23 protein-coding genes are annotated in these 23,175 nt (G+C 67.5%); 13 read left to right on the plus strand and 10 right to left on the minus strand.

The window, feature by feature from the left end; genetic code table 11:
- Positions 1–78 precede the first annotated feature (78 nt).
- The 3 genes from AC2FAN_RS13925 to htpX form a co-directional block, all read right to left on the minus strand.
- Positions 79–1,797 (minus strand): heparinase II/III family protein, encoded by a 1,719-nt coding sequence (locus tag AC2FAN_RS13925; protein WP_265050754.1) that lies wholly within the window; start codon positions 1,795–1,797, stop codon positions 79–81.
- Between the two features lie 120 nt (positions 1,798–1,917).
- Positions 1,918–3,240, minus strand: a complete 1,323-nt coding sequence (locus tag AC2FAN_RS13930; RefSeq protein ID WP_485174773.1) for an RsmB/NOP family class I SAM-dependent RNA methyltransferase — start codon at positions 3,238–3,240, stop codon at positions 1,918–1,920.
- A 44-nt stretch (positions 3,241–3,284) separates the two neighbouring features.
- On the minus strand, positions 3,285–4,238 hold the full coding sequence (gene htpX, locus AC2FAN_RS13935; RefSeq protein WP_485174775.1) for a zinc metalloprotease HtpX: 954 nt from the start codon (positions 4,236–4,238) through the stop codon (positions 3,285–3,287).
- Positions 4,239–4,360: 122 nt separating this feature from the next.
- On the opposite strand from htpX, the gene AC2FAN_RS13940 reads away from it, so the two are divergent.
- On the plus strand, positions 4,361–4,582 hold the full coding sequence (locus tag AC2FAN_RS13940) for a DUF1674 domain-containing protein (protein WP_265050751.1): 222 nt from the start codon (positions 4,361–4,363) through the stop codon (positions 4,580–4,582).
- A gap of 86 nt (positions 4,583–4,668) precedes the next feature.
- Complete coding sequence (locus AC2FAN_RS13945) at positions 4,669–5,973, plus strand: class I SAM-dependent methyltransferase (RefSeq protein WP_485174777.1); 1,305 nt, start codon at positions 4,669–4,671, stop codon at positions 5,971–5,973.
- 107 nt (positions 5,974–6,080) lie between these two features.
- Here AC2FAN_RS13945 and AC2FAN_RS13950 read toward each other — a convergent pair whose 3' ends face one another.
- Positions 6,081–6,398, minus strand: coding sequence for a DUF2853 family protein (locus AC2FAN_RS13950; protein WP_265050749.1), 318 nt, complete (start codon positions 6,396–6,398; stop codon positions 6,081–6,083).
- A gap of 239 nt (positions 6,399–6,637) precedes the next feature.
- Here AC2FAN_RS13950 and AC2FAN_RS13955 point away from each other — a divergent pair, with 239 nt between their 5' ends.
- On the plus strand, positions 6,638–7,585 hold the full coding sequence (locus AC2FAN_RS13955) for a 2-hydroxyacid dehydrogenase (protein WP_485174779.1): 948 nt from the start codon (positions 6,638–6,640) through the stop codon (positions 7,583–7,585).
- A gap of 6 nt (positions 7,586–7,591) precedes the next feature.
- Here AC2FAN_RS13955 and AC2FAN_RS13960 read toward each other — a convergent pair whose 3' ends face one another.
- From AC2FAN_RS13960 to AC2FAN_RS13975, 4 genes are all read right to left on the minus strand, one after another.
- Entirely contained in the window at positions 7,592–8,116 is a 525-nt protein-coding gene (locus tag AC2FAN_RS13960) for a L,D-transpeptidase (RefSeq protein WP_265050747.1), read from the minus strand.
- Between the two features lie 123 nt (positions 8,117–8,239).
- Positions 8,240–9,064, minus strand: coding sequence for a heme ABC transporter ATP-binding protein (locus AC2FAN_RS13965; RefSeq protein ID WP_485174781.1), 825 nt, complete (start codon positions 9,062–9,064; stop codon positions 8,240–8,242).
- A complete protein-coding gene (locus tag AC2FAN_RS13970; protein ID WP_485174783.1) occupies positions 9,057–10,136 on the minus strand; it encodes a FecCD family ABC transporter permease in 1,080 nt (359 codons plus the stop codon). The genes AC2FAN_RS13965 and AC2FAN_RS13970 overlap by 8 nt, the downstream gene beginning before the upstream one ends.
- A 23-nt stretch (positions 10,137–10,159) precedes the next feature.
- Positions 10,160–11,104, minus strand: coding sequence for a heme/hemin ABC transporter substrate-binding protein (locus AC2FAN_RS13975; protein ID WP_485174785.1), 945 nt, complete (start codon positions 11,102–11,104; stop codon positions 10,160–10,162).
- Between the two features lie 360 nt (positions 11,105–11,464).
- Between AC2FAN_RS13975 and hmuQ the strand changes: the two genes are divergently transcribed.
- From hmuQ to AC2FAN_RS13990, 3 genes are all read left to right on the plus strand, one after another.
- A complete protein-coding gene (gene hmuQ / locus AC2FAN_RS13980) occupies positions 11,465–11,812 on the plus strand; it encodes a heme-degrading protein HmuQ (protein ID WP_485174787.1) in 348 nt (115 codons plus the stop codon).
- A 10-nt stretch (positions 11,813–11,822) separates the two neighbouring features.
- Positions 11,823–12,344 (plus strand): heme utilization cystosolic carrier protein HutX, encoded by a 522-nt coding sequence (hutX, locus tag AC2FAN_RS13985; protein WP_485174789.1) that lies wholly within the window; start codon positions 11,823–11,825, stop codon positions 12,342–12,344.
- A gap of 223 nt (positions 12,345–12,567) precedes the next feature.
- A complete protein-coding gene (locus AC2FAN_RS13990; protein ID WP_485174791.1) occupies positions 12,568–13,935 on the plus strand; it encodes a hypothetical protein in 1,368 nt (455 codons plus the stop codon).
- Positions 13,936–13,969: 34 nt separating this feature from the next.
- Here the strand turns inward: AC2FAN_RS13990 and AC2FAN_RS13995 are convergent, their stop codons facing one another.
- Positions 13,970–14,692, minus strand: a complete 723-nt coding sequence (locus tag AC2FAN_RS13995) for a fused DSP-PTPase phosphatase/NAD kinase-like protein (RefSeq protein ID WP_265050740.1) — start codon at positions 14,690–14,692, stop codon at positions 13,970–13,972.
- Positions 14,693–14,842: 150 nt separating this feature from the next.
- On the opposite strand from AC2FAN_RS13995, the gene ppa reads away from it, so the two are divergent.
- Positions 14,843–15,379: an inorganic diphosphatase gene (ppa, locus tag AC2FAN_RS14000; protein ID WP_485174793.1), complete on the plus strand. Its 537-nt coding sequence runs from the start codon at positions 14,843–14,845 to the stop codon at positions 15,377–15,379.
- A gap of 117 nt (positions 15,380–15,496) precedes the next feature.
- Here the strand turns inward: ppa and AC2FAN_RS14005 are convergent, their stop codons facing one another.
- A complete protein-coding gene (locus AC2FAN_RS14005) occupies positions 15,497–16,372 on the minus strand; it encodes an HpcH/HpaI aldolase/citrate lyase family protein (protein WP_485174795.1) in 876 nt (291 codons plus the stop codon).
- A gap of 92 nt (positions 16,373–16,464) precedes the next feature.
- On the opposite strand from AC2FAN_RS14005, the gene AC2FAN_RS14010 reads away from it, so the two are divergent.
- The 6 genes from AC2FAN_RS14010 to AC2FAN_RS14035 all read left to right on the plus strand — a co-directional run bounded on the left by AC2FAN_RS14010 (position 16,465) and on the right by AC2FAN_RS14035 (position 22,936).
- On the plus strand, positions 16,465–18,180 hold the full coding sequence (locus AC2FAN_RS14010) for a serine/threonine dehydratase (RefSeq protein ID WP_485174797.1): 1,716 nt from the start codon (positions 16,465–16,467) through the stop codon (positions 18,178–18,180).
- A 91-nt stretch (positions 18,181–18,271) separates the two neighbouring features.
- Positions 18,272–19,333: a MaoC family dehydratase gene (locus AC2FAN_RS14015; protein WP_485174798.1), complete on the plus strand. Its 1,062-nt coding sequence runs from the start codon at positions 18,272–18,274 to the stop codon at positions 19,331–19,333.
- A 149-nt stretch (positions 19,334–19,482) separates the two neighbouring features.
- Complete coding sequence (gene sdhC, locus AC2FAN_RS14020) at positions 19,483–19,884, plus strand: succinate dehydrogenase, cytochrome b556 subunit (RefSeq protein WP_265050736.1); 402 nt, start codon at positions 19,483–19,485, stop codon at positions 19,882–19,884.
- 12 nt (positions 19,885–19,896) lie between these two features.
- On the plus strand, positions 19,897–20,289 hold the full coding sequence (gene sdhD / locus AC2FAN_RS14025) for a succinate dehydrogenase, hydrophobic membrane anchor protein (protein ID WP_265050735.1): 393 nt from the start codon (positions 19,897–19,899) through the stop codon (positions 20,287–20,289).
- A gap of 4 nt (positions 20,290–20,293) precedes the next feature.
- Entirely contained in the window at positions 20,294–22,126 is a 1,833-nt protein-coding gene (sdhA, locus tag AC2FAN_RS14030; protein WP_265050734.1) for a succinate dehydrogenase flavoprotein subunit, read from the plus strand.
- Positions 22,127–22,138: 12 nt separating this feature from the next.
- A complete protein-coding gene (locus AC2FAN_RS14035) occupies positions 22,139–22,936 on the plus strand; it encodes a succinate dehydrogenase iron-sulfur subunit (RefSeq protein WP_265050732.1) in 798 nt (265 codons plus the stop codon).
- Positions 22,937–23,175: the final 239 nt, after the last annotated feature.

Raw genomic sequence — 23,175 nt, forward strand, 5'->3', positions numbered from 1 at the left:
GGGCAGGCGGTTCTTGGAGCAGCCGCGCGCGGGCTATCATGCTGCGCCGCGAAAGGCAAAGCGCGCCGCCGCAGAACGTCACGCGTCGGGAGCGGATTCCGTGGCCTCGCGCTCGGCGATGGCGGCGGCAACGGTCTTTCCGGCGCGCGGATTGGCGGTGCTGATCCGGCTCAGGCGCCAGGCGATGCGCGGCGTCGTCACGGCATCGAAGGCCACCACGAGCTGTTCGGTGCGGCGGCGCCCGTCGGAGGCGGCGAGAAAAAGGCTTTCCTCGATCGCGATCGGCAGCCCGCCGGCCTCGAAGCTCCAGACTTCGCCGGAAGCGAGCGCCAGCAGCGCGCCGCTGCCTTCGCGCACCAGGCTGGCGCGAACATTGGGGTGAAGATGGAAGCGGACGGCGGCCTGCAGCGCGGCACGCGCACCGGTCAACGTGACCTCCTCTTCGCCCGAGAGCGTGGCGCCGTCGCGGGCGAGCAGGAGCCGGCGCGTATGGACGGCCCCGAGGCTGCGGCGATAGCCGTCATGGCTCGCCACCCATTCCGGGCCGTCAGCGCCATCCTGGCGCGCGACCCGGACATCGCGCGGGCCGGAGACGATCCGCATCTCGCCGAGCACCATCCCGAAATTCGCGCTCGAGCGATCGTCGAGGACGAGCGCCGAATGGGCGGCGGTGCTGCGCGCCGCAAGCTTCAGCTCGGGCGGGCCGAAGCGGCTGGCGCCGCAGTTAACGATGATGCGCTGCGGGCCGCTGGAGAATTCGAAGGCGAGGCAGCCGGCATGCGCCTCGACCGAATAGGCGCCCCGCGGCGGAGCGCCGGCATCGGCGACGACGATGCTGCGCTCGGCGGCGAGGCGGCTGTACCCGGAATAGGCGGCATGTTCGGTCGGCCGGCCGCGCGCATCGTCGTAAGCCGCGAGCGTGGCCATCAGATCGGGGGCGGTGGTGCCCATGCCGTTGAACAGGGCGAGCGAACCGTCGCCATGCCGGAACAGGCGCAGATGCGGCATCATCCGCTCGATCGCGGTCAGCACGCCGCGCGGCGGCTCCAGCCCGCGCGCGGCGAAGGTCTCGCGCAGCGGCAGCAGGTCGAGCAGGAGCTCGATCAGGAGGCGGGGATTGCGGGAGAGATGCCCGCCATCGGGCAGGATCTGCTCGTCCAGCTCGTCGGAGAGCATGGTCTCGGCGCGGCGCCGGCGTGCATCCTGCCCATCGAGGCAGATCGCCGCGAGCGTGACGGCGATCAGGCCGTTCAGGCGATCCGCGCCTTCCACCGCGCCGGCGAGAGCGAGGCTCAGCCGGTCCGCCAGCCGCGCGACATGGCGCAGGAAGCGCTCGTAGAAGACATGATCGGCGCCTTCCAGCAGCAGCGGGGAATGCGAGAGAAAAGCGATCAGCCGGCGGGCCGCCACGGCCGGGCGGCGGCCGATATCGTCCCGGTCGCGGCGCTTGGCCATGAAGTCCTCGACCAGGCTGCGGGCATTGGCGCGCGCGATCGCGGTATCGGCGGCCCGCATGTGGCGCAGCCAGCCGAAGCCGTGCAGGGCCTCGGCCCAGGCCTCGCTCGGGGGCTCGACATCGAAGGGGGATTCGCCATGGCTGCGCAGCGTGCGGCCGGCGAAGGTGTAGTAACCGGCATAGAAATCGCCGGCCGTGGTCGGATCGGCGGTGCGCAGGTCGTGGGGGGCGAACAGCAGGCGGGTCGCGGTGTTGCGCCCGAAGGGCCAGAGCCTGCGCGTCGCGCCGACGAACTGGCCACGGGTCCGCCGCGCCGCCCGTCCGATCGCGGCCTGGGCCAATCCCCGTCGCTCAGACCAGCCGCTCAAATCTCCCGTATGCTCCGTCCCCGTGCGCGACGCCGTGCCGCGCGGATACTGCCAGAGGAATCGCGCCGTCCCACTGCGCGAATCCCTGTTCCGTCATAGCCTGATCAGGCGGCTTGCGTAAAATCCCGCCCATCCCGAAAGGCGCGGGGTTTCGCCGCGGAGCTGGTGCGGCAGGGTCCGAATATCGCCGTTCGCGTCGATTGCTTCCGACAAACCGCCGATTTCCGCCGCTTCGACGGGCTTGCGCCGAAACTGGGGATGACGCGCGAGAAAGGCTTCGATCTGCGCTTCGCCTTCCTGCGCTTCCAGCGAACAGGTGCAATAGACGAGGCGCCCGCCGGGCTTGGTCAGGCCGGCGGCGGCATCGAGCAGGCGCGCCTGCAAGCCTGCGAGCCGGTCGCGATCGTCCGGGAGCTTCGTCCAGGCGACATCGGGATGGCGGCGGATCGTGCCGGTGGCGCTGCAGGGTGCATCGAGCAGGACGGCGTCGAAAGGTTCGGCTTTCCAGCTCGTCGCATCGGCGGTCACGACCTCGGCCGTCAGGCCGAGACGCGCGAGGTTGGCCTTGAGGCGGCGTAGGCGCGGGCCCGAGCGATCGAGCGCAGTCACATTCGCTCCCGCCGCCGCGATCTGGGCGGTCTTGCCGCCGGGGGCGGCGCAGAGATCGACGATCCGCTCGCCGGGGGCCGGCGCCAGCAGCATCGCCGGCAGCGCGGCTGCGGCGTCCTGCACCCACCAGGCGCCTTCGTCGAAGCCGGGCAACCCGGCGATGGCGTGCCGCTCGCGCAGGCGTACCGAACCGTTCGGCAGCGCGATACCCTCCAGCGCTTCCGCCCAGCGGGCAGGGTCGGCCTTGACGGAAAGGTCGAGCGGGGGCTCCTCGCGATGGCTCGCTGCGATCGCCGCAGCCGCCGCCTCGCCATAGGTCTCGCTCCAGCTCTCGGCCAGCCAGTCGGGCGTGTCGAGGAAGGGGTCGGCCTGCGCCTCGGCCAGGATCGCGTCGCGCTCGCGCACGATGCGGCGCAGCAGGGCATTGCCGAGAGCGACGTAGCGGGCCGAGCGCAGGTCCTCATGCAGATTTCGGATCGCGAGATCGACGGCGGCATGATCGGGCACGTCGAGGAAGAGGATCTGCGCGGCCGCGGCCGTCAGGATCGGCTCGAACGGGCCGGATTTGCGCGGGCTGCCGCGTTCGAGGCGCTGATCGACGGCGTGCTGGATCGTCCCGAGCCGTCGGAAGGCGGTGACGGCGATGGCGCGCGCCAGCCCGGCATCGGCGGCGTCCAGGCCCGAATCCGGCAGCAGCCGCTCGAAGGTCTCGTCGAGGGCGACGCGGGCGCGCAGGACTTCGTCGATGATGGTGGCGGCGAAACGGCGCGCCGGCAGTCCGGGCGCATCGCTGCGTCCCGATTCCACGGGTTCCGGTGCGGGGCGGCTGGGGGAGGGGCGCTCGGCCATTTTCAACCCCAAGGTCCGGGCTGGCGGGGCGTATTATCCCAAGGGCCGCCGCCGGCTTGACCCCAGGGGCTGCTGCCGGCCTGGGCGGAGAAGCTCGCTCCACCCGTGCTGCGGCCGATGCCCATGGCGCTGGCCTGCTCCATCAGCGCGGCGATGCGGTTGCCGGTGTCGGGATGGGTCGAGAACAGATTATCCATGCCGCCGCCGGTCAGGGGATTGATGATGAACATGTGCGCCGTAGCAGGCTTGGCCTCGGCTGTCTCGTTGGGAATGTGCTGGACGGCACCGGCGATCTTGGCGAGTGCATCGGCGAGCCAGACCGGATTGCCGGCGATCGCGCCGCCGAGCCGATCCGCCTCGTATTCGCGCGAGCGCGATATCGCCATCTGGATCAGTGCCGCCGCCATCGGCGCGAGGATCGAGAGCAGGATCTGGACGATGAAGTTCGGGCGGTTGTCGCGCGAGCCGAAGAACATGCCGAAGGTGACGAGCGACGAGATCGCACCGGCGAAGGTCGCGGTGATCGTCATCGTCAGCGTGTCGTGATTCTTGATGTGCGCCAGCTCATGCGCCATCACGCCCGCCAGTTCCTCATAGGTCAGCGTGCGCAGGATGCCGGTCGTCGCCGCCACCGCCGCGTTCTGCGGGTTGCGGCCGGTGGCGAAGGCGTTGGGCTGGTCTTCCTGGATCAGGTAGACGCGCGGCATCGGCATGTCGGCGCGCGCCGCTAGGTCGCGCACCATGCGGTAGAGTTCGGGCGCGCCGCGCTCGTCGACCTCCTGGGCATTATGGGCGGAGAGCGCCAGCCGGTCGGAATTCCAGTAGCTGAAGAGATTGGTCACGGCGGCGAAGCCGAGCGCCGTCAGCATGCCGCCGCCGCCGCCGATCAGATAGCCGACCGCGCCGAACAGCGCGGTGAGGCCTGCCATCAACATGCCGGTGCGAACGTAGTTCATCGGTTCCCCTTAGTCGTCGGCTTCGCTTGGGCGCAACCCCCTCGCGAATGCCGGGTTCGTGCCCTATGTGGTGGGGGCGATCCTGATCCTGCAAGAGAAAGCCTGCAAGGAAACGAGCCGAAATGCCTGACCAAGTCGACGACGATGTGCCATTGGCGGGCACCGAGCCGAAAAGCCTGTCGCCGGCAGCGCAGCGCGCGCTGGCCGAGGCGGCGGCCCGGCGCGCGGCGATCGATGCGCATGCGGCCGAGGTCGCGAAGCAGCGCGAGGTCAACGGACGCGGCGGGCTCGAACCGGTGCGCTACGACGACTGGGAAGTGAAGGGCATCGCCAGCGACTTCTGAGGTGCCGACGCGCCCGGACCCGCCGAATATTGCCAAGCCGCGAGCTTGCGTTCAAACAGCAGCGGAAAGCAGCGGATTCTCGGGTCATGGATAGCAACGACAAGCGCCTCGCAGCTCTGCGCCGCCTTCTGAACGAGGCGCATGACAAGCTCGGCCTGAAGCTCGGCTTCCGGCTCTGGGACGGGAGTTCGGTGCCGGCGTCCTGGCCATCGGACGGCCTCGCCATCGCGATCGCCGATGCCGGCGTCCTGGCCGCGCTGGTCCGCAAGCCCAAGCTCGACACGCTGCTCAATCTGCATATCACCGACCGCATCTCGATCCGGAACGGCTCGATCTTCGATCTCGCGGCGGCGCGGCCCGACGGCAAGCTCGGCCGGCTGGCGCGCAACATCCCGAAGGGCGCGGTCTTCGACGTCATCAGGCGATTCATCTTCGCGCCGGGCAAGGCTGCCGAGGCCGTCGATCATCGCAGGGGCGACGAGATCGCGCGCGACGGCGCGCCGGCCACCAACAAGGCCAACATCGCCTATCACTACGACGTCTCGAACGATTTCTACCGGCTCTTCCTCGACGAGGAGATGGTCTACACCTGCGCCTATTTCACCGAGGACCATGGCGATCTCGAACGCGCCCAGCGCGACAAGCTCGACATGATCTGCCGGAAGCTGCGGCTGAAGCCGGGCGATCGCTTCCTCGATATCGGCTGCGGCTGGGGCGCGTTGGTCTGCCATGCCGCGCGCCATTACGGCGTCGAGGCCCATGGCGTGACGCTGGCGGAGGAGCAGCTCGCCCTGGCGCGCGAGAAGGTCGAGAAGCTCGGCCTCGCCGGCAAGGTCACGCTCCACCTCAAGGACTTCACCCAGATGGAGGGTGAATTCGACAAGATCTCCTCGATCGGCATGTTCGAGCATGTCGGCATCCGCAACCACCCGTCCTATTTCCGGGCGGTGAACCGGCTGCTGCGGCCGCGCGGGCTCTATCTGCACCACACCATCTCGCGCCGCGCCAAGAAGACCGAGAAGGCCTTCAACAAGATGCCGGCGGAATATCGCGCGCTGGTGCGCTACATCTTTCCGGGCGGTGAGCTCGACCATCTCGGCATGTCGATCGCCAATCTCGAGCGCCACGGCTTCGAGATCCACGACGTCGAGGGCTGGCGCGAGCACTACCAGCGCACGACGCGGCTGTGGTGGGAGCGGCTCGACGCCAACAAGGCGAAAGCCGAGGCCGAGATCGGGCCGGAGCGGACGCGGATGTGGCTGCTCTATCTCGCCGGCTGCTCGCTCGCCTTCGAGCGTGGCGGGGCGATGGTCAACCAGACGCTGGTCTCGAAGCGGCGAAAAGGTCCGTCCGGCCTGCCGCTGACGCGGGCGGACCTCTATCGCGATTGAAATCGATTGCGATGAACGGCTTCACGGCCTGCTCCGCGCCGGCCAGCCAATCGTTCAGCCACGATGTGCCGATGAAAAAAATGCCCGGCGAAGGCCGGGCCGGGGACTTATTTCTTGATGAAAAGGTCGAGTTTTCCGTGATGCTCGGCCAGCAGATAATAGAAAGTCAGGCGCGACTTGGTCCTGTCCGCCTTCATGTGCTCGCAGATCGCCTTGATCGAACCGTCGAGATCGCCGGATTTCAGGCCCAGCTTCTTCTTCAGGAAGTTCTCGCGGACACGGTCGATCTCGGCCGAATCCGAACAGGCGACGTAACGGGTGTCCGGCTTGCTCATCACCAGCGCATAGGCCTTCGACATGCCGGCGAAGGCAGCATCGTTCAACGGCTTCTTGGCGAACTTCTTCACGTCGGCGAGGTGATCCATCTGGTAGCCCCTTCCTGGCCCGTGGGAGGCACGGGCGGTTGCGTGTCGCGAAGGAAGGTTAACGCGGTTCTTTCCGGGGGGCGAGTGGGAAACGCGCGCTATTTCAGGCTTTTGGAACGGTTTGATGCCGTCTTTGGTCGAAGTCGGGAATGCGCGGCGCGGATGGCGGGGCATTCGCAAATGTGGGTTGAGCACGGGGCTGCGCGGTGTTGCGATGCAGCATCTTCTGGAGCGATGCAATGAAGCCGACGATTCTGATGGTGCCGCGTCTCGCCGACGACGCGATCGAGAAGCTGAAGCAGCTCTATACGGTGATCGGGCCGATCGAGGGCGACGATGCGGCTGCGGTGCCCGAGGAGGCGAGACAGGCGCGCGTGCTGCTGACCTATGGCGGGCGGCCGACCAGCGCCGGGCTGATGGACGCCTTGCCGAATCTCGAACTGATCGCCTGCTATGGGACGGGCATCGAGGGGGTCGATCGCGTTGCGGCCAAGGCCCGTGGGATCAGGCTTTGCAACGCTGCCGACGCCAATGCGCGCAGCGTGGCGGAGTTCGCCATGGGCCTCGTGCTCTGCGTCATGCGCGGGATCGGACAGGGAGACCGCTTCGTACGCGCGGGTCTCTGGAGCAATCGGGGCCATGAGCCGGTAGCGAACACGCCGGATCTCGCCGGCCGGAAGCTCGGCATCTACGGGCTCGGCGCCATCGGCAGCCGCATCGCGAGCCGCGCCGCCGCGTTCGAGATGGAGGTGGGCTATCACAACCGCTCCGCCAAGCCGGAGCTGCCCTATCGCTTCCATGACAGCCTGCTCGGCCTTGCCGCATGGGCCGATGTGCTCGTCGTCGCCGTCCGCGCCAATGCCGAGACGCGTCATGCGGTCGATGACGCGGTGCTGAACGCGCTCGGCCCGCAGGGCTACGTCGTCAACATCTCGCGCGGCCTCGCCATCGATGAAGATGCCCTATGCGATGCCCTCGAACAGAAGCGGATCGCCGGTGCGGCGCTCGACGTCTTCGCCGCCGAGCCGCATGTGCCGGAGCGGCTGCGCAAGCTCGAGAATGTCGTGCTGACGCCGCATATCGCGGCCAGCTCGCAGGATGCCAAGCAGGGGCAACTCCGGCTCCTGCTCGGCAATCTCGAGACGTTCTTCGCCGGGCACCCCTTGCTGTCGGAAGTCGATCTTTAGATCGTCTCAGGGCATGACGACGACCGGCGTGCCCATCTGGACGCGGGCGTAGAGGTCGATCACGTCCTGGTTGTGCATGCGGAAGCAGCCATAGGAGGCTGCGGTGCCGATGGTGTTCGGCATGTTGGTGCCATGGATGGCGTATTGTCCGCCGGGTCCAAGGCCGATGACGCGCGCGCCCATCGGGTTGCGCGGCGAGCCGCCGGGAATGACGTCGGGCAGGCGGGGATTGTCGCGCCTGACCTCGGCCGGTGGCGCCCAGGCCGGGTCGACCTGCAGCTCCTCGACATATTTGACGCCGCGCCATTGCTTGCCGGCCTTGCCGACGGCGATGGTGTAGCGGATCGCCTCGCCCGGAGCGACGACGTAGTAGAGCCGGCGCTCGCCGGTGCGGATGACGATGGTGCCGGGCTCGAAGCGTGCATCGCGGATGCCGACGACCTCACGCGCTTGCGCGGCATCGTTCGTGGCGACAATCAGGCCCGGCGCCAGAAGGGCGGCGAGGCCGAGGGCGGCAACATATCTGGCCATGATCGAAACTCCCGTTCGCTGGTGAGCGGGAGTTAGGCCCCCGAGCCGTGAAGCGCGGGTTGAGCGATATGGTGAAGCGGCGATTCAGGATGAATCGCCGGTGAACCCATGGGGAGCGCGGGTTTACGCTGCCGGCCCGGAGCGGTGCTGCTGCGGCAGGAGGAAGGGCAGGCCGGGCGCCGGGGCACGGCTCAGCGTCAGATCGACCTTGAATACCTGGCGCAGCAAGGCGTCGTCGAGCGTGCGTGCCGGTGGGCCCTGCGCGATGATCTGGCCCTGATCCATTACGACGAGATGATCGGCATAGGTCACGGCGAGGTTGAGGTCGTGCAGCACGATCAGCACCGCGACGCCGCGTGCGGCGATGCTGCGCGCCATGTCGAGCAACGAGAGCTGATGGCAGAGGTCGAGGCTGGCGATCGGCTCGTCGAGGAAGAGCACCTGCCGTTCGGCGACGCTCCTGCCGGCTTCGAGCTGGCAGAGCACGCGGGCGAACTGCACGCGCTGCTGCTCGCCGCCCGAGAGCGTCTGGTAGCGCCGGCCGGCGAGATCGATCACGCCGGCGGACGCAAGGCTCTCGGCGACGATCGCCTCGCGTCGCTGGCGCGTCAGTGCCCGGCCGATGCCGTCGACGCCGAGGCTCGCGACCTCGTAGACGCTGAAGGGGAAGGCGATGCGGGCATGCTGGGCCATGACTGCGCGCAGGCAGGCCATGCGCCAGGCCGGCACCGCCGCGAGCGGCTCGCCGGCGATGCGGATCCCGCCGCCTGCCGGCTTGATCTCGCCGGTCAGCAGCTTGAGGAGCGTCGACTTGCCGGCCCCGTTCGGCCCGATCAGGATCGTCGTCGTGCCGCCGGTGAGTTCGAGCGTGGCGTCGGCAACGAGCCGGCGCCCGCCGGCGACGAAGCTCAGCTCCCGACAGGAGAGGATCGGTACGGACTCAGACATCGAGGACGCTCGAACGACGCAGCAGCAGCCAGAGGAAGAAGGGCGCGCCGATCGTGGCCGTGACGATGCCGATCGGCAGCTCGGCCGGGGCGACGATCAAACGCGCGACGATATCGGCACCGACGAGCAGCATCGCGCCACCGAGCGCAGATAGCGGCAGCAGCAGCCGGTGATCGGGGCCGACGGAGAGCCGGATCAGATGCGGCACGACGATGCCGACGAAGCCGACCAGCCCCGCCGAGGCGACGCTCGCACCGACCGCCAGGGCAACGAACAGGATCGCCAGCGCCTTGATGCGCTGGACGGGTATGCCGAGATGGTAGGCCTCGGCCTCGCCCAGCATCAGCCCGTTCAGCCCGCGGGCCAGAAGCGGCATCAGCAGGAGCATCGGCAGGATGATCGGCGCGACCGCTGAAAGCTTGGTCCAGCTTGCGCCGCCGAGACTGCCGAGCGACCAGAAGGTCAGGTCGCGCAACTGGCGGTCATCCGAGATGAAGGCGAGGAGGCCCGTCAGCGCGCTCGCCAGCGCGCCGAGCGCGACACCGGCGAGAAGCATGGTGGCGACCGAGGTGCGGCCGCCGCGCGTGGCGATGAGGTAAAGAGCCAGCGTCGCGACCAGCCCGCCGCAGAAGGCGCCCATGGGAAGGGCCGCGAAGGGCAGCTTCATCATGGTCCCGGCAAGGGACCGGTCTCCGAGCACGATCGTGGCGGCCGCTGCGAGGGCCGCGCCGCTCGAGACGCCGACGAGGCCGGGATCGGCCAGCGGATTGCGGAACAGCCCCTGCATCAACGCACCGGAGACGGCGAGGCCCGCGCCGACGAGCAGGCCGAGCAGGACGCGCGGCAGGCGTATGTTGAGGACGACGAGGACGTCGCGCCCTTCCAGCAGGGTCGTATCGCCGGAGAGCCTCGCCATCAGGATTTCGGCGACGCGGCCGGGCGGGATCGAAATCGCGCCCTGGCCGATCGCGACGATGGCTAGCAGCAGGCAGGCCAGGGAGAGGCCGATAACGGCGAGCAGGCCGATGCGGCGCCGGCCGGCGATCAGCGTCGTCAGGGCGGTGGAGGTCATCGACGGGGCTGGAGCCACGAGCGTCACGGGGCGGCGGCCGTCTTCAATGCGGGGATGGCGGCTTCCGGGTAGATCGCGGCCATGAGATCGCGCGCGGCCATCGGTGTGCGCGGGCCGAAGCCGAGCAGATAGAGGCCGTCCATGTGGACCAGGCGCTTGCCGTTGGCGGCGGGCGTCTGGGAGAAGGACGGCATGGCGAAGAGCTCTTCGGGCGTGGTGTTGTGGGCGCTGCTGTTGCGCATCATCAGCACCATCTCCGGCGCGGCGGCGGCGATCGCCTCATCCGTCATCGGCTTGTAGCCCTCGATCGCGTCGGCGACATTGCTGCCGCCGGCGAGCGCGATGATCCCATCGGCCGAGCTGTTGCGGCCGCCGACGAGGGCGCGGCCGTTCTGAAGCGAGAGCACGAAGAGCACGCGGCGCTTCTTGGTGATACCGGAGCGCAGCGCCGCCAGCTCGTCGAAGCGCGCCCGCGTCTGCGCCGCGAGGCGCTCCGCCGGGGCGGCGGCGCCGATGGCCGCACCGATCGCGGCAATCTTGGTGGCAACGCCGTCCGGCGTCAGCCCATCGGAGATGCGGGCGAGCTTCACGCCGGATTCGTTGAGCAGGGAGACCGCGTCCGGCGGGCCGGCGCCCTCGATCAGCATGACGAGCGTGGGCTTGAGTGACAGAACGCCCTCGGCGGAGAGAGCCCGGACATAGCCGATATTGGCCTTGTCCTTCAGGGCATCGGCCGGAAACTGACTCGTCGAATCGACGCCGACGACCCGGTCCTGCAGGCCAAGCGCATAGATGACCTCGGTGATGACGCCGCCGGCGACGACGATGCGCTCGGATGTCTGGGCCGAAGCGGGGGCGAGGGGAGCAAGCCCGCCGAGGCCGAGCAATGCCAGAGCCGTGGCGGTCAGTTCGCGCCGGTTCGGCCGCATGAGGCCGGAATATGCCGTTTGGTCGCGCGAGCCAGACATGTTGCCACTCCATTCGGGCGCAGGCGATGGGCCGCGGCCACCGCAGATCGGCCCGATCGTCTAAGATCGGTTGTGTTTAGAATGATTCAACGCCAAGTAATTCCTGTTTTTAATTATTCAAAACAAGAATTGCTCTTACGTATTGTTGACGGTGATATTCGCCTTTACTACAAGGGGTCAAGGGCAGCGCCTGAGCGCGGCTGGCTTCGGTCGCGACGCATTGCCGTGCGGCCGCCTCCGGCGTGCGCTCCTACGGATACAACGCTTCGCAAGGCGCTCATCCGGAACCGGCGATGACCGGCCGCGTCGCGGCACCGTTCGTTTCAGCCGTCTCGCGGCTTCTCACTGCAGGATTTGTCGATGTTCATCGCCATGAATCGCTTCAAGGTCGTCAAGGGCGAGGAAGCCGCCTTCGAGACAGTCTGGTCTTCGCGCAAGAGCCGGCTCGACGAAATGCCCGGCTTTCTCTCCTTCCACCTGCTGAAGGGTCCGGAGAAGGAGGATCACACGCTCTATTCGTCGCATACGAGCTGGGCCTCGAAGGACGACTTCACCGCCTGGACCAAGTCTGAGCAGTTCCGCGAGTCCCACCGGAATGCCGGTCAGCCGCGTCCGACGCCGATCTATCTCGGCCATCCCGAATTCGAGGGGTTCGAGACGGTGCTGAGCGAAACCAATCCCCATCTGCCCCGCCAGGCGGCCGAGTGAGGCAGTGACCATGACGACTGCCGATGTCGCGACCCGCGACCCGATCGAGCACGCTCGCGCGCTGCTCGCCGCCAAGCCCGACGGTCTCATTGAGTCCGTGGCGCGTGAGGCGAACGTCTCGACGCGTGCGGTGCTCGAGCTCTTGCCAGCCGAGCAGCGGCTCTTCGTGGCGCCGGAGCGCTTCGAGGATATCTGGAAGGATCTCGCGACCTGGGGCACCGTGCTCTTCCTGATGCACACGCCCGACATCGTGCTGGAATGCGAAGGCTCGCTGCCGGTCGGCAGCTTCGGGCACGGCTATTACAACATCCATGGCGACAGCCCGATCGGCGGTCACATCAAGGCCGAGAACTGCCGTGCGATCTACCTCGTGGACCGCAGCACGGCGCAGGGCCGGCGCGCTTGCTCGGTGCAGTTCTTCAACGGCGCCGGCGAGGTGATGTTCAAGATCTTCGTGCGGCGCGATGCCGCGCGCGAACTCCTGGCGGATCAGCTAGGACGCTTCGAGGCGCTCAAGACGACGTTCGTCTAGCCGCAAAAAAGGCGACATGGTGCAGTTAATGCGCCGTGTCCGCGGGGCCGTCGCCCCGCCCACGGCTGACCATGACTGAGATTTACGGATCATTAACCATTCGGGCGCAGCCTTCGCGACAGAAGGCCCGTCGCCCGTGACCGCCTCGCCTGAGCTCCCTTTGAAGGGGAATATAGGTCCGGTCGGCGATCGGCTGCCCGATGGCTCAGTCGTGGATGTCGATATGGCCGCTCGTGTCGCGATGGAACGGGCGCTGCTTCCGCCCAGCCGGCCCGCCCTGGCTGTTGCGGCGGGGCGGCGCTTCGTGGCTGCGCGCAAGCCGATGCTGCGCTCGAGCCTGGGTTCCGCGGTGCTCCTTGGCCTGCGTTTCATCCAGGCACGAATGATCTCGGTCTGGGGCCTGCTGATCGCGGCCGCGCTCTGCCCGCCTTTCGTCTTCGCCGCCTTCGCCGTCTTCTCCTCCGTGGTGAATTTCGTTTCGATGGCCGCGCTGCTGCGGCTGGAAGCCGTGTTCTTCCGGAATGGGGATCGCGCCCGGCTCGGTCTGGCCTTCCGGCTCGCCATCGCCGTCGGTCTGGCATTCTGCGGCGCAACGGCCGTCGCATTGGCCGGGCTGGCCATATCCGGCTGGGTCGCTCCGGCTGTCGCCGTGCTCTTTCTCTGTTCTTTGGCCGCCCGCGCTGTCCTCAGATTGCTCTGGACCGAGGCGACGGCTGAAGGGGATTTCCGCGCGATCGGCAGCAGCAACGTCGTGCAGGCGATGCTCCAGCCCGCGATCATGCTGATCCTGATCGGCCTCTTCGGGCCGAAGGCTCTCGCCCTGTTCATGGCCGACGCGCTAGGCCATATGCTCGCGGCCGGCTATCTGCTGTGGCGGCGCCGGGGGGCGGTCTCCGCGCTTGTCGAACCGCGGCTCTGGTCACGGCGCAGCCTGTTCGAGGGGGCTTACCGCTGGCGCGCCGTGCCCGTGACGCTGCTGCCGAGCGCCTTGCTCGCCTATGGTTTCGCGATCGCGCCGGTGCTGGCGCTGCCCTACGCCGCGAACACGCTGCTGGCCGCCCATGTCGCACTGTCGATGCGGCTCCTCGATATGCCCGCGCAGATGTTCGGCACGGTCTCGACACCCATCGCCTTGAACCGGCTCCGTTCCTATGCCGGATCGCGCCGACGCTTCGCGGCGCGGATCATGGCGCTGGGGCTGATCGCCGTTGCGGCTGCGCTGTTCGGGGCGATTGCCGTTGCCGCCGATGTGATCGAGCCTTTCCTTGAAGGGACTCATTGGGAGCAGCTCGGCACGGTGATCGCGCTTCTCGCGCCCTTCTATGCCGGCATCGCCATTCTGACGCCGCTTCAGGACATGGCCACGTTGTCGCGCCAGCCATTCTGGCAGGTGCTGGTCAATGCGGCGGCGCTGGCCGCGATCATAGCGACCATGATCTGGTTCGGCTCGCTCTCCGCCGGACTGCTGCAGGCGATCGGCGCGATCTCGATGCTGCGCGCCCTAGCGCACACCCTCTTCATCTGGCTGCATCTCGGAGAGGACGAGACGACGACGATGGACGGCTTCGCCGCTGGGAGCGCGGCTCGCTGAAGGAAGCCGCCTCCACCGCTGACAGCTGGCCGGCCTACTCCCGGCGAAGCAGCCGGTCAGCAATCATCGACGAAAACAGGCTCGGCTTGAATTCGCGCTCGAGCCTGGCGGGATCGTAGATCGTTTCGACCCAGGTCAGGAAGCCGATACCCTTCGCGTCGCCTTCCCGGCGATAAGCATCGAAGAACGCATCCAGGATTCCGGTCTTGGCGAAGCGGAAATGGCCGTAGCGCAGCGCAAGCTGGCGCGTGGCTTCATCCAGCGGCCGTTTTTCGTGGATCAGCAGATAGAGCGCAGAAAAGAAGCCGGCCCGGTCCGCGCCCGACTTGCAGTGCACGAGCGCCGGCTCCTGCAGGTTCTCGAAGAAGCTTTTCGCACTCAGGATGGTCTCGCGGTCGGGCGCGCCGCGCGAGCGCAGCACGAAATCGACGAGAGCGATGCCGTGCTGCTCGCTGGCTTCCTTCTGCAGGGGCCACGAGCCGTGCTCGCGGCCGCCGCGCAGGTTGACGATCGTCTTGAGGCCCTGGCGGGCGAAGCGGGCGATCTGATGCGGGGCAGGCTGCGCCGAGCGCCACAGGCCCGGCGTCACGCGATGCGCGTTGAGATAGGCAATGCGGAAGATGCCGTGGTCGACGAGCAGCATGTTGGCCCAGGCGCGCAGGCGCTGGCCTCGGCCCTCGATCGGCCGGTCCCAGCGTGCGATGCGTGCCATGCGGCGGGCATAGCGCTCTTCGTCGGAGCGCAGCCGGGTCAGCATGGGAGGGCTTCGGTCGATTTCATGCAGCGCCCGATACCAGCGTGACTCCGGCAGCGCAAATCATTGCGAAACCGAAAACCAAGTAAGGGGTTGGACTTTTCGCACCGAACTTGCATAAGGCCGGGCAAATTTCGCAACGACAGGTTCCCCATGCGCATCGACGCCATCTCCATCGGCAAGAATCCGCCTGACGAAGTCAACGTCCTGATCGAAGTGGCGATCGGAGGCGAGCCGATCAAGTACGAGATGGACAAGGAAGCCGGGACGCTCTTCGTCGATCGCTTCCTCTATACGCCGATGCGCTATCCCGGAAACTACGGCTTCATCCCGCATACCTTGTCGGAAGATGGCGACCCCTGCGACGTGCTCGTCGCCAATACGCGCCCGCTGGTGCCGGGCTCCTATATCGCGGTCCGGCCGATCGGCGTGATGCTGATGGAGGACGAGGGCGGCGGCGACGAGAAGATCATCGCCGTTCCCGTGCCGAAGCTGACCAAGCGCTACGAGAACGTCCACAATTATACCGATCTGCCGCAGATCACCCTCGACCAGATCCAGCACTTCTTCGAGCACTACAAGGATCTCGAGCCCGGCAAATGGGTGAAGCTCAAGGGCTGGGGCGATGCCGTCATGGCCAAGAAGCTGATCGTCGAGGCGATCGAGCGGGCCAACGCTGCGAAGGCCTGAGCCGGGCTGCGGGAAGCGTCATGCTCGGGCTTGTCCCGAGCATCTCGGAGACCAGCGCCTTCTCGTCATGAGATTCTCGGGTCCGCGCAAGGCGCGGCCCGAGAATGACGCAGGTGGTCAGGCCGCGATCGCCTCGGCCAGCGCCACCGTCCGGCGCGCGATCTCGGCATGAAGCAGCTCGACCATGCGGCCGTCGAGCTGGATCGCGCCCTTTCCGGCGTTATCCGGCAGGTCGAAGGCGGCGATGACGGCTCGCGCCCGCGCCAGCTCCGTCTCGTCGGGCGCGAAGACCGCGTTGGCGACGTCGACCTGCGACGGGTGGATCAGCGTCCTGCCGTCGAAGCCGAGGTCGCGCCCCTGCTCGCATTCGGCCCGGAAGCCAGCCTCGTCCTTGATGTCGTTGTAGACGCCATCGAGGATGTCGATGCCATGGGCGCGGGCGGCCAGCAGGGCGCTCGTCAGCCAAGGTAGCATCGGCGCCCGGCCCGGCACGAAGCGGGCACGTGTCTCCTTTGCGAGATCGTTCGTGCCCATCACGAAGCAGGACAGGCGCGTCGCCGGATCGCTTGCGGCGCGTGCGATGCGCTCGACATCGAGGATGGCGAGCGGCGTCTCGATCATCGCCCAGATCGCGATCGCGGGGTCGGCCCATAGGCCGGTCAGCTGTGCCCCGATCTCCCCCAGGGTCTCGGGCGCGGAAACCTTGGGGATCAGGATCGCATCGGGCTTCGCTTCCGTGGCGGCTGCGAGATCATCGGCGAACCAGGGCGTCCCGACGCCGTTGACGCGTATCACCAGCTCGCGCCGGCCATAGCCGCCGGCCTTCACCGCGGCACAGACCTGCTCGCGCGCAGCGGCCTTGGCATCTGGAGCGACGGCGTCCTCCAGATCGAGAATCAGGACGTCGGCCGCGATGTCGCGCGCCTTTTCGAGCGCACGCGCGTTCGAGCCTGGCATATAGAGGGCGCTGCGGCGGGGGCGGATCGTCGTCATTGTCTCTCCTGACACGGCCGGCTTGTGCTGCGCTGCACAGTAGAGCAACGCAGATGCAATGCCAGCGCTGCGAAAGGCGGAGGAGAACAGGGATGGCGTGGGTGGCAGGCGTCGATGGCTGCCGTGGCGGCTGGATCGCGGCTTTCACCGATACGCAGAAGCCGGACCACGCCCCGGTGGTGCGGGTCCTTTCTCGTTTCGGGGATCTGTTCTCGGGCGAAATCCTGCCCGACATCGTGGCGGTCGACATGCCAATCGGCTTGCCGGATCGGGTGAAGGGCTCCGGTCGCGGGCCGGAGCGGCTGGTGCGGCCGTTGCTCGGCGAGCGGCAATCCTCCGTCTTCGCGATTCCGGCGCGCGCTGCCGTGGCCGCCTTGGACTATGCCGAAGCCTGCAGGCTCGCGCTCGCGGCTTCCGAACCGCCGCGCAAGGTCTCGAAGCAGGGGTTTCACCTCTTCCCGAAGATCCGCGAGATCGACGGGCTGCTGCGCTCCGAAGCCGCGCTGTGCGAGCGTGTCTTCGAGGTCCATCCCGAGCTGGCGTTCCGCACGATGAAGGGCGCGCCACTCTCCCACCCCAAGAAGATCAAGGGCGTGATCAATCCATCGGGACTGGCGGAACGACGCGGTCTGCTGGTTGAGGCGGGGATTCCGGCCGAGACCGCCGCGGCACGCCCCCCGCGCGGTGCGGCGTGCGACGATCTGCTCGACGCGCTGGCGGCCCTGGTCGTCGCCCGGCACATTGCTGCCGGGCGCGGGAAGCCCTTCCCCGATCCGCCGGGACGCGATAGCCACGGGCTGCCCATCGCGATCTGGACGTTTTCGTCCCCGCGCCAGCCCCTACAGGATACCGTCATGAGCGCCTCGCCCGTCTCCCGTCCGATGATCGAGGAAGCGGCCGGGCGCATCGCCGGTCATGCCCGGATCACGCCGGTGATGCGGCTCGGGGCAGGCGCCTTCGGCTCGGTGGGGGACATTTCGCTCAAGCTCGAATGCCTGCAGCATGCGGGCTCGTTCAAGACGCGCGGCGCCTTCAACAACCTGCTCTCGTTGCCGATTCCGGCTGCCGGCGTGGCGGCGGCCTCGGGCGGCAACCATGGTGCTGCGGTAGCCTATGCGGCGCGGGCACGCGGCGTGAAGGCGACGATCTTCGTGCCGGAGATCTCGCCGGCCGCGAAGATCGAGGCGATCAAGCGCTTCGGCGCCGAAGTCGTCGTCGGCGGCGCCCAATATGATGACGCCCAGGCGGCCTGCGATCGCTTCGTCGCCGAGACCGGCGCGCTCAAGATCCATCCCTTCGCGGCTTTGGAGACCATCGCCGGACAGGGAACGCTGGGTCGCGAGTGGGATTTGCAGGAGCCCGATCTCGATACCGTGCTCGTCGCGGTCGGCGGCGGCGGCCTGATCTCGGGCATCGCCAGCTGGTTTGCCGGCAGCAAGGTGAAGGTCGTCGGCGTCGAGCCAGAGGGCTCGCGCGCGCTGCAGGCGGCCTTCGAGGCTAAGGGGCCGGTCGAGGTCAAGGTCGCATCGGTCGCGGCTGATTCGCTGGGCGCCCGCAATGTCGGCCAACTCGTCTTCGATGCGACGAAGGACAGCGTGGATCACGTCGTGCTGGTTCCGGATTCCGCGATTACCGAGGCGCAGGGCGTGCTCTGGCGCGATTTCCGCCTGGCGGTGGAGCCGGGCGGGGCCGCGGCGCTGGGCGCGCTTCTCTGCGGCGCCTACAAGCCGGCGCAAGGCGAGCGGCTCGGCGTGCTGGTCTGCGGCGCCAATGTCGATCTGGGCAAGCTCGCGGCCATCGTCGGCTGATCCTCCGCCCCTTGGTCGCTGCCGTCGGGGCTGGACGATATCGCGCGCGGCTGCGCATGCTCGCCCCAGCGAAGCCGGATGGATGGCCCTCATGTCGATCAGCACGAGCAAGACGAATCCGGGCCGCTTCTTCGAGGATTTTCATCTCGGCGACGCCATCGTGCATGCGACGCCGCGAACCGTAACGGCCGGCGACGTCGCGCTCTATACCGCCCTCTACGGCCCGCGCTTCGCCGTGCAGTCGTCGGATGCCTTCGCCAGGGCGGTCGGCTATCCCGCCGCACCGGTCGACGATCTGCTGGTTTTTCACATCGTCTTCGGCAAGACCGTGCCGGATATTTCGCTAAATGCCGTGGCCAATCTCGGCTATGCCGATGGCCGCTTCCTGAAGCCGGTCTTCCCTGGCGACACGCTCTCGACGACCTCGGAGGTCATCGGGCTCAAGCAGGCGTCGTCGGGCGATGCCGGCATCGTCTATGTCAGGTCCATCGGCCGCAACCAGCATGGCGAGATCGTGCTGAGCTATGCGCGCTGGGTGCTGGTCCGCAAGCGCATCCCCGGTACGCCGGCCCATGCCGAGCAGGTGCCGGAACTGGCCAAGGGCGTCCTGCCGGAGCAGCTCGGCGAAGGCTGCCCGGCGATCGAGCTTGCGGCCTATGACGATGCGTTGGCCGGCTCGGCGTTCCGCTGGGGAGATTATACGCCGGGCGAGCGGATCGACCATGTCGACGGCATGACGGTCGAGGAAGCCGAGCATCAGCTCGCGACCCGCCTCTATCAGAACACGGCCAGGGTCCATTTCGACGCGCATGCCGCGCAGGGCAGCCGATTCGGCAAGCGGCTGATCTATGGCGGCCACGTCATCAGCCTTGCGCGGTCGCTGTCGTTCAACGGGCTCGGCAACGCCTTTCACATTGCGGCGATCAATGGCGGGCGACATGTCGCGCCGCTCTTCGCGGGTGATACGGTCTATGCCTGGAGCGAGGTGCTGGCGAGCGCAGAGCTGCCCGGACGCGGCGATGTCGGCGCGCTCCGGCTCCGGCTCGTCGCGACCAGGAACCAGCCCTGCAGCGGCTTTCCGCTGAAGTTCGGCGATCAATACGACCCGAGCGTGATCCTCGATTTCGACTATTGGGCGCTGCTGCCGCGCTAAGGTTTTCGTAACAAAATGACGAATTTCAGAATCTGTAACTTCGTTCCGTGCATGCCGCATTGCAGCGCAGGGGCGGTTTCGCTACAGAACCAACCACTCTAGAATGATCCCAAATGGGTCCGCCTTCCGGCGGGCCGCTTGATCGGAGAATGATATTGGCCGAGGTCAAGCCCGCGGCTCGCCCGCTTTCGCCGCATCTGCAGATCTACCGCTGGTCCTGGACGATGGCGATGTCCGTCGCCCATCGCGTCACCGGCACGGGGCTCTATCTCGGCACGGTGCTGATCGCCGCCTGGCTGGTCGCTGCCGCCTCGGGTCCCGCCGCTTTCGACACGGCGCAGTGGATCGCCGGCTCGCTCCTCGGCCGTCTGGTGCTGTTCCTCTACAGCTTCTCGCTGATCCACCACATGGTCGGCGGTCTCAGGCATTTCGTCTGGGACATGGGCCATGGCTATGACCCGCAGACGCGGATGAACATGGCGAAGTTCTCCCTCGTCGCCTCGGCGAGTCTGACGGTCCTGGTCTGGATCGTCGCCCTCGTCCTGCGCTGAGGAGCTGAAACCATGCAATCCAACTCCTCCATGCGCACCCCGCTCGGCCGTGTCCGCGGCCTCGGTTCGGCGAAGTCGGGCACCGGGCATTTCTGGCTGCAGCGCGTCACCGCGGTCGCCAACGTCATCCTGACGGTCATCTTCATCGGAATCGTCATCGCGCTGGTCGGCCGTCCCTACCCGGCGGCGGTGGCGCTGCTGTCGCATCCGCTCGTCGCGATCCTGATGCTGCTCTTCATCCTCTCGGCCTGCGTCCATATGCGGTTGGGCATGCAGGTCATCATCGAGGATTACATCACGAACGAAGGTCTCAAGATCCTCGCCGTGATGGGCAACACCTTCTTCGCCCTCGCGATCGGCGCGGCCAGCGTCTACGCGGTGCTGAAGCTGTCTTTTGGAGGCTGATCCGATGGCGATCACCAAGTCCCGCCCGGTCCCGGCCTATGCCGGCGCTGCCTATCCGATCACCGATCACACCTTCGACGTCGTCGTCGTCGGCGCCGGCGGCGCCGGCCTTCGCGCCACGGTCGGCTGCTCGCAGGCCGGCCTGCGCACCGCCTGCATCACCAAGGTGTTCCCGACCCGCTCGCACACCGTCGCGGCGCAGGGCGGCGTCGCGGCCTCGCTCGGCAACATGGGCAAGGACACCTGGCAGTGGCACATGTTCGACACCGTGAAGGGGTCGGACTGGCTCGGCGACCAGGACGCCATCGAATATCTCGTGCGCAACGCGCCGGCCGCCGTCTACGAGCTCGAGCACTGGGGCGTACCCTTCTCGCGCACCGAGGACGGCAGGATCTACCAGCGCCCCTTCGGCGGCATGACCACCGAGTTCGGCGAGGGCCCGCCGGCCCAGCGCACCTGCGCCGCGGCCGACCGCACCGGCCACGCCATGCTTCACACGCTCTATGGCCAGGCGCTGCGCTACAATACCGAGTTCTTCATCGAATACTTCGCCATCGACCTGATCATGGACGAAGACGGCCATTGCCGCGGCGTGATCGCGCTCAAGCTCGATGATGGCACGCTGCACCGCTTCCGCTCGCAGCAGACGATCCTGGCGACCGGCGGCTATGGCCGCGCCTATTTCTCGGCGACCTCGGCCCATACCTGCACCGGCGACGGCGGCGGCATGGTGCTGCGCGCCGGCCTGCCGATGCAGGACATGGAGTTCGTGCAGTTCCACCCGACCGGCATCTACGGCTCGGGCTGCCTGATCACCGAGGGCGCGCGCGGCGAGGGCGGCTACCTCACCAACTCCGAGGGCGAGCGCTTCATGGAGCGCTATGCGCCCTCGGCCAAGGACCTCGCCTCGCGCGACGTCGTCTCGCGCTCGATGACGATGGAGATCCGGGCCGGTCGCGGCGTCGGCAAGAACAAGGACCACATCTATCTGCACCTCGACCATCTCGACCCGAAGATCCTGCACGAGCGCCTGCCGGGCATCTCCGAGAGCGCCAAGATCTTCGCCGGTGTCGACGTGACGCGCGAGCCGATCCCGGTGCTGCCGACGGTGCACTACAACATGGGTGGCATCCCGACGAACTTCCACGGCGAGGTGCTGACCAAGGTCGGCGGTGATCCGGATACGGTGGTGCCCGGCCTGATGGCCATCGGCGAGGCGGCCTGCGTCTCCGTGCACGGCGCCAACCGCCTCGGCTCCAACTCGCTGATCGACCTCGTCGTCTTCGGCCGCGCGGCTGGCCTGCGCTGCGCCGAGACGGTCACGGCCGGCGAGAAGCAGCCGGAGCTGCCGAAGAATTCGGCCGATCTCGCGCTGACCCGCCTCGATAAGTACCGCAACGCGTCGGGCGGCACGCCGACGGCCGATCTGCGCGACCGGATGCAGCGGACGATGCAGGATAACTGCGCCGTCTACCGCACCGGCGAGACGCTGGAAGAGGGCCACAAGCTCATCCACGAGGTCTGGGGCGGCATCACCGACATCGGCACCAAGGACCGCTCGCTGATCTGGAACTCCGATCTCATCGAGACGCTGGAGTTCGACAACCTGATCACCCAGGCGGTCGTCACCATGGATTCGGCGCTGAACCGCCCGGAAAGCCGCGGCGCGCATGCCCGCGAGGATTATCCGAACCGCGACGACAAGGACTGGATGAAGCACACCCTGGCCTGGATCGACGACGAAAAGCGTTCGGTCACGCTCGATGACCGGCCGGTGCACACTTACACGATGTCCAACGACATCGAGTACATCAAGCCCAAGGCGCGGGTGTACTGAGGGACTCTTCCGATGGCTGAATTCAATCTCCCGAAGAACTCCCGTCTGACCGAGGGCAAGGCGTGGCCGAAGCCGGCCAATGCCAAGCACGTCACCGAGTTCAAGATCTATCGCTGGAACCCGGACGACACCGCCAATCCGCGCACCGACACCTATTATGTCGACCGCGACGATTGCGGGCCGATGGTGCTGGACGCGCTGATCTGGATCAAGAACAAGGTCGACCCGACCCTGACCTTCCGCCGCTCCTGCCGCGAGGGCATCTGCGGTTCCTGCGCCATGAACCTGGACGGCAAGAACGGGCTCGCCTGCACCACCGGCATCGACGAGTGCGGCGGCACCGGCAAGAATGCGGGCCGGGTCGCGATCTACCCGCTGCCGCATATGCCGGTGGTCAAGGACCTCGTGCCGGACCTGACCCGCTTCTACGCCCAGCACGCCTCGATCGAGCCCTGGCTGCAGACCACGACGCCGGCGCCCGAGAAGGAGTGGCGCCAGGCCAAGGACGACCGCGAGAAGCTCGACGGCCTCTACGAGTGCATCCTCTGCGCCTGCTGCTCGACCTCCTGCCCGAGCTACTGGTGGAACGGCGACCGCTATCTCGGCCCGGCCGCGCTGCTGCAGGCCTATCGCTGGCTGATCGACTCGCGCGACGAGGCGACCGGCGACCGCCTCGACAATCTGGAAGACCCCTTCCGGCTCTATCGCTGCCACACCATCATGAACTGCGCGAATGCCTGCCCGAAGGGGCTGAACCCGGCCAAGGCGATCGCGGAGGTCAAGAAGATGATGGTCGCGCGGCAGGTCTGAGACGGCGCGAATGCTACTGGCGCGGCCGTCTGACGCGACGGCCGGCGCTTCCGGTGCTCACGTACTGATGTACGCTCCGCTCCGGTTCTCGGCCATCACGCCAGCCGACTCACGCCAGCGCGCTCGGCTCGGTCAGGGCGTCATTCTCGGGCGGAGCGAAGCGCAGACCCGAGAATCTCGTGAAGGAAAGCGCTGGAGCCCCATTCGGCCAGAGATGGTCGGGTCAAGCCCGACCATGA

The organism is Allobosea sp. RIT-PG3_2, assembly GCF_057321085.1.

Coding starts and splice junctions, on each gene's coding strand:
- htpX (WP_485174775.1), bottom strand. CDS start 4,238: ATGAACTACGTTCGCACCGGCATGTTGATGGCAGGCCTCACCGCGCTG.
- AC2FAN_RS13940 (WP_265050751.1), top strand. CDS start 4,361: ATGCCTGACCAAGTCGACGACGATGTGCCATTGGCGGGCACCGAGCCG.
- AC2FAN_RS13945 (WP_485174777.1), top strand. CDS start 4,669: ATGGATAGCAACGACAAGCGCCTCGCAGCTCTGCGCCGCCTTCTGAAC.
- AC2FAN_RS13950 (WP_265050749.1), bottom strand. CDS start 6,398: ATGGATCACCTCGCCGACGTGAAGAAGTTCGCCAAGAAGCCGTTGAAC.
- AC2FAN_RS13955 (WP_485174779.1), top strand. CDS start 6,638: ATGAAGCCGACGATTCTGATGGTGCCGCGTCTCGCCGACGACGCGATC.
- AC2FAN_RS13960 (WP_265050747.1), bottom strand. CDS start 8,116: ATGGCCAGATATGTTGCCGCCCTCGGCCTCGCCGCCCTTCTGGCGCCG.
- AC2FAN_RS13965 (WP_485174781.1), bottom strand. CDS start 9,064: ATGTCTGAGTCCGTACCGATCCTCTCCTGTCGGGAGCTGAGCTTCGTC.
- AC2FAN_RS13970 (WP_485174783.1), bottom strand. CDS start 10,136: ATGACCTCCACCGCCCTGACGACGCTGATCGCCGGCCGGCGCCGCATC.
- AC2FAN_RS13975 (WP_485174785.1), bottom strand. CDS start 11,104: ATGTCTGGCTCGCGCGACCAAACGGCATATTCCGGCCTCATGCGGCCG.
- hmuQ (WP_485174787.1), top strand. CDS start 11,465: ATGTTCATCGCCATGAATCGCTTCAAGGTCGTCAAGGGCGAGGAAGCC.
- hutX (WP_485174789.1), top strand. CDS start 11,823: ATGACGACTGCCGATGTCGCGACCCGCGACCCGATCGAGCACGCTCGC.
- AC2FAN_RS13990 (WP_485174791.1), top strand. CDS start 12,568: ATGGCCGCTCGTGTCGCGATGGAACGGGCGCTGCTTCCGCCCAGCCGG.
- AC2FAN_RS13995 (WP_265050740.1), bottom strand. CDS start 14,692: ATGCTGACCCGGCTGCGCTCCGACGAAGAGCGCTATGCCCGCCGCATG.
- ppa (WP_485174793.1), top strand. CDS start 14,843: ATGCGCATCGACGCCATCTCCATCGGCAAGAATCCGCCTGACGAAGTC.
- AC2FAN_RS14005 (WP_485174795.1), bottom strand. CDS start 16,372: ATGACGACGATCCGCCCCCGCCGCAGCGCCCTCTATATGCCAGGCTCG.
- AC2FAN_RS14010 (WP_485174797.1), top strand. CDS start 16,465: ATGGCGTGGGTGGCAGGCGTCGATGGCTGCCGTGGCGGCTGGATCGCG.
- AC2FAN_RS14015 (WP_485174798.1), top strand. CDS start 18,272: ATGTCGATCAGCACGAGCAAGACGAATCCGGGCCGCTTCTTCGAGGAT.
- sdhC (WP_265050736.1), top strand. CDS start 19,483: ATGATATTGGCCGAGGTCAAGCCCGCGGCTCGCCCGCTTTCGCCGCAT.
- sdhD (WP_265050735.1), top strand. CDS start 19,897: ATGCAATCCAACTCCTCCATGCGCACCCCGCTCGGCCGTGTCCGCGGC.
- sdhA (WP_265050734.1), top strand. CDS start 20,294: ATGGCGATCACCAAGTCCCGCCCGGTCCCGGCCTATGCCGGCGCTGCC.
- AC2FAN_RS14035 (WP_265050732.1), top strand. CDS start 22,139: ATGGCTGAATTCAATCTCCCGAAGAACTCCCGTCTGACCGAGGGCAAG.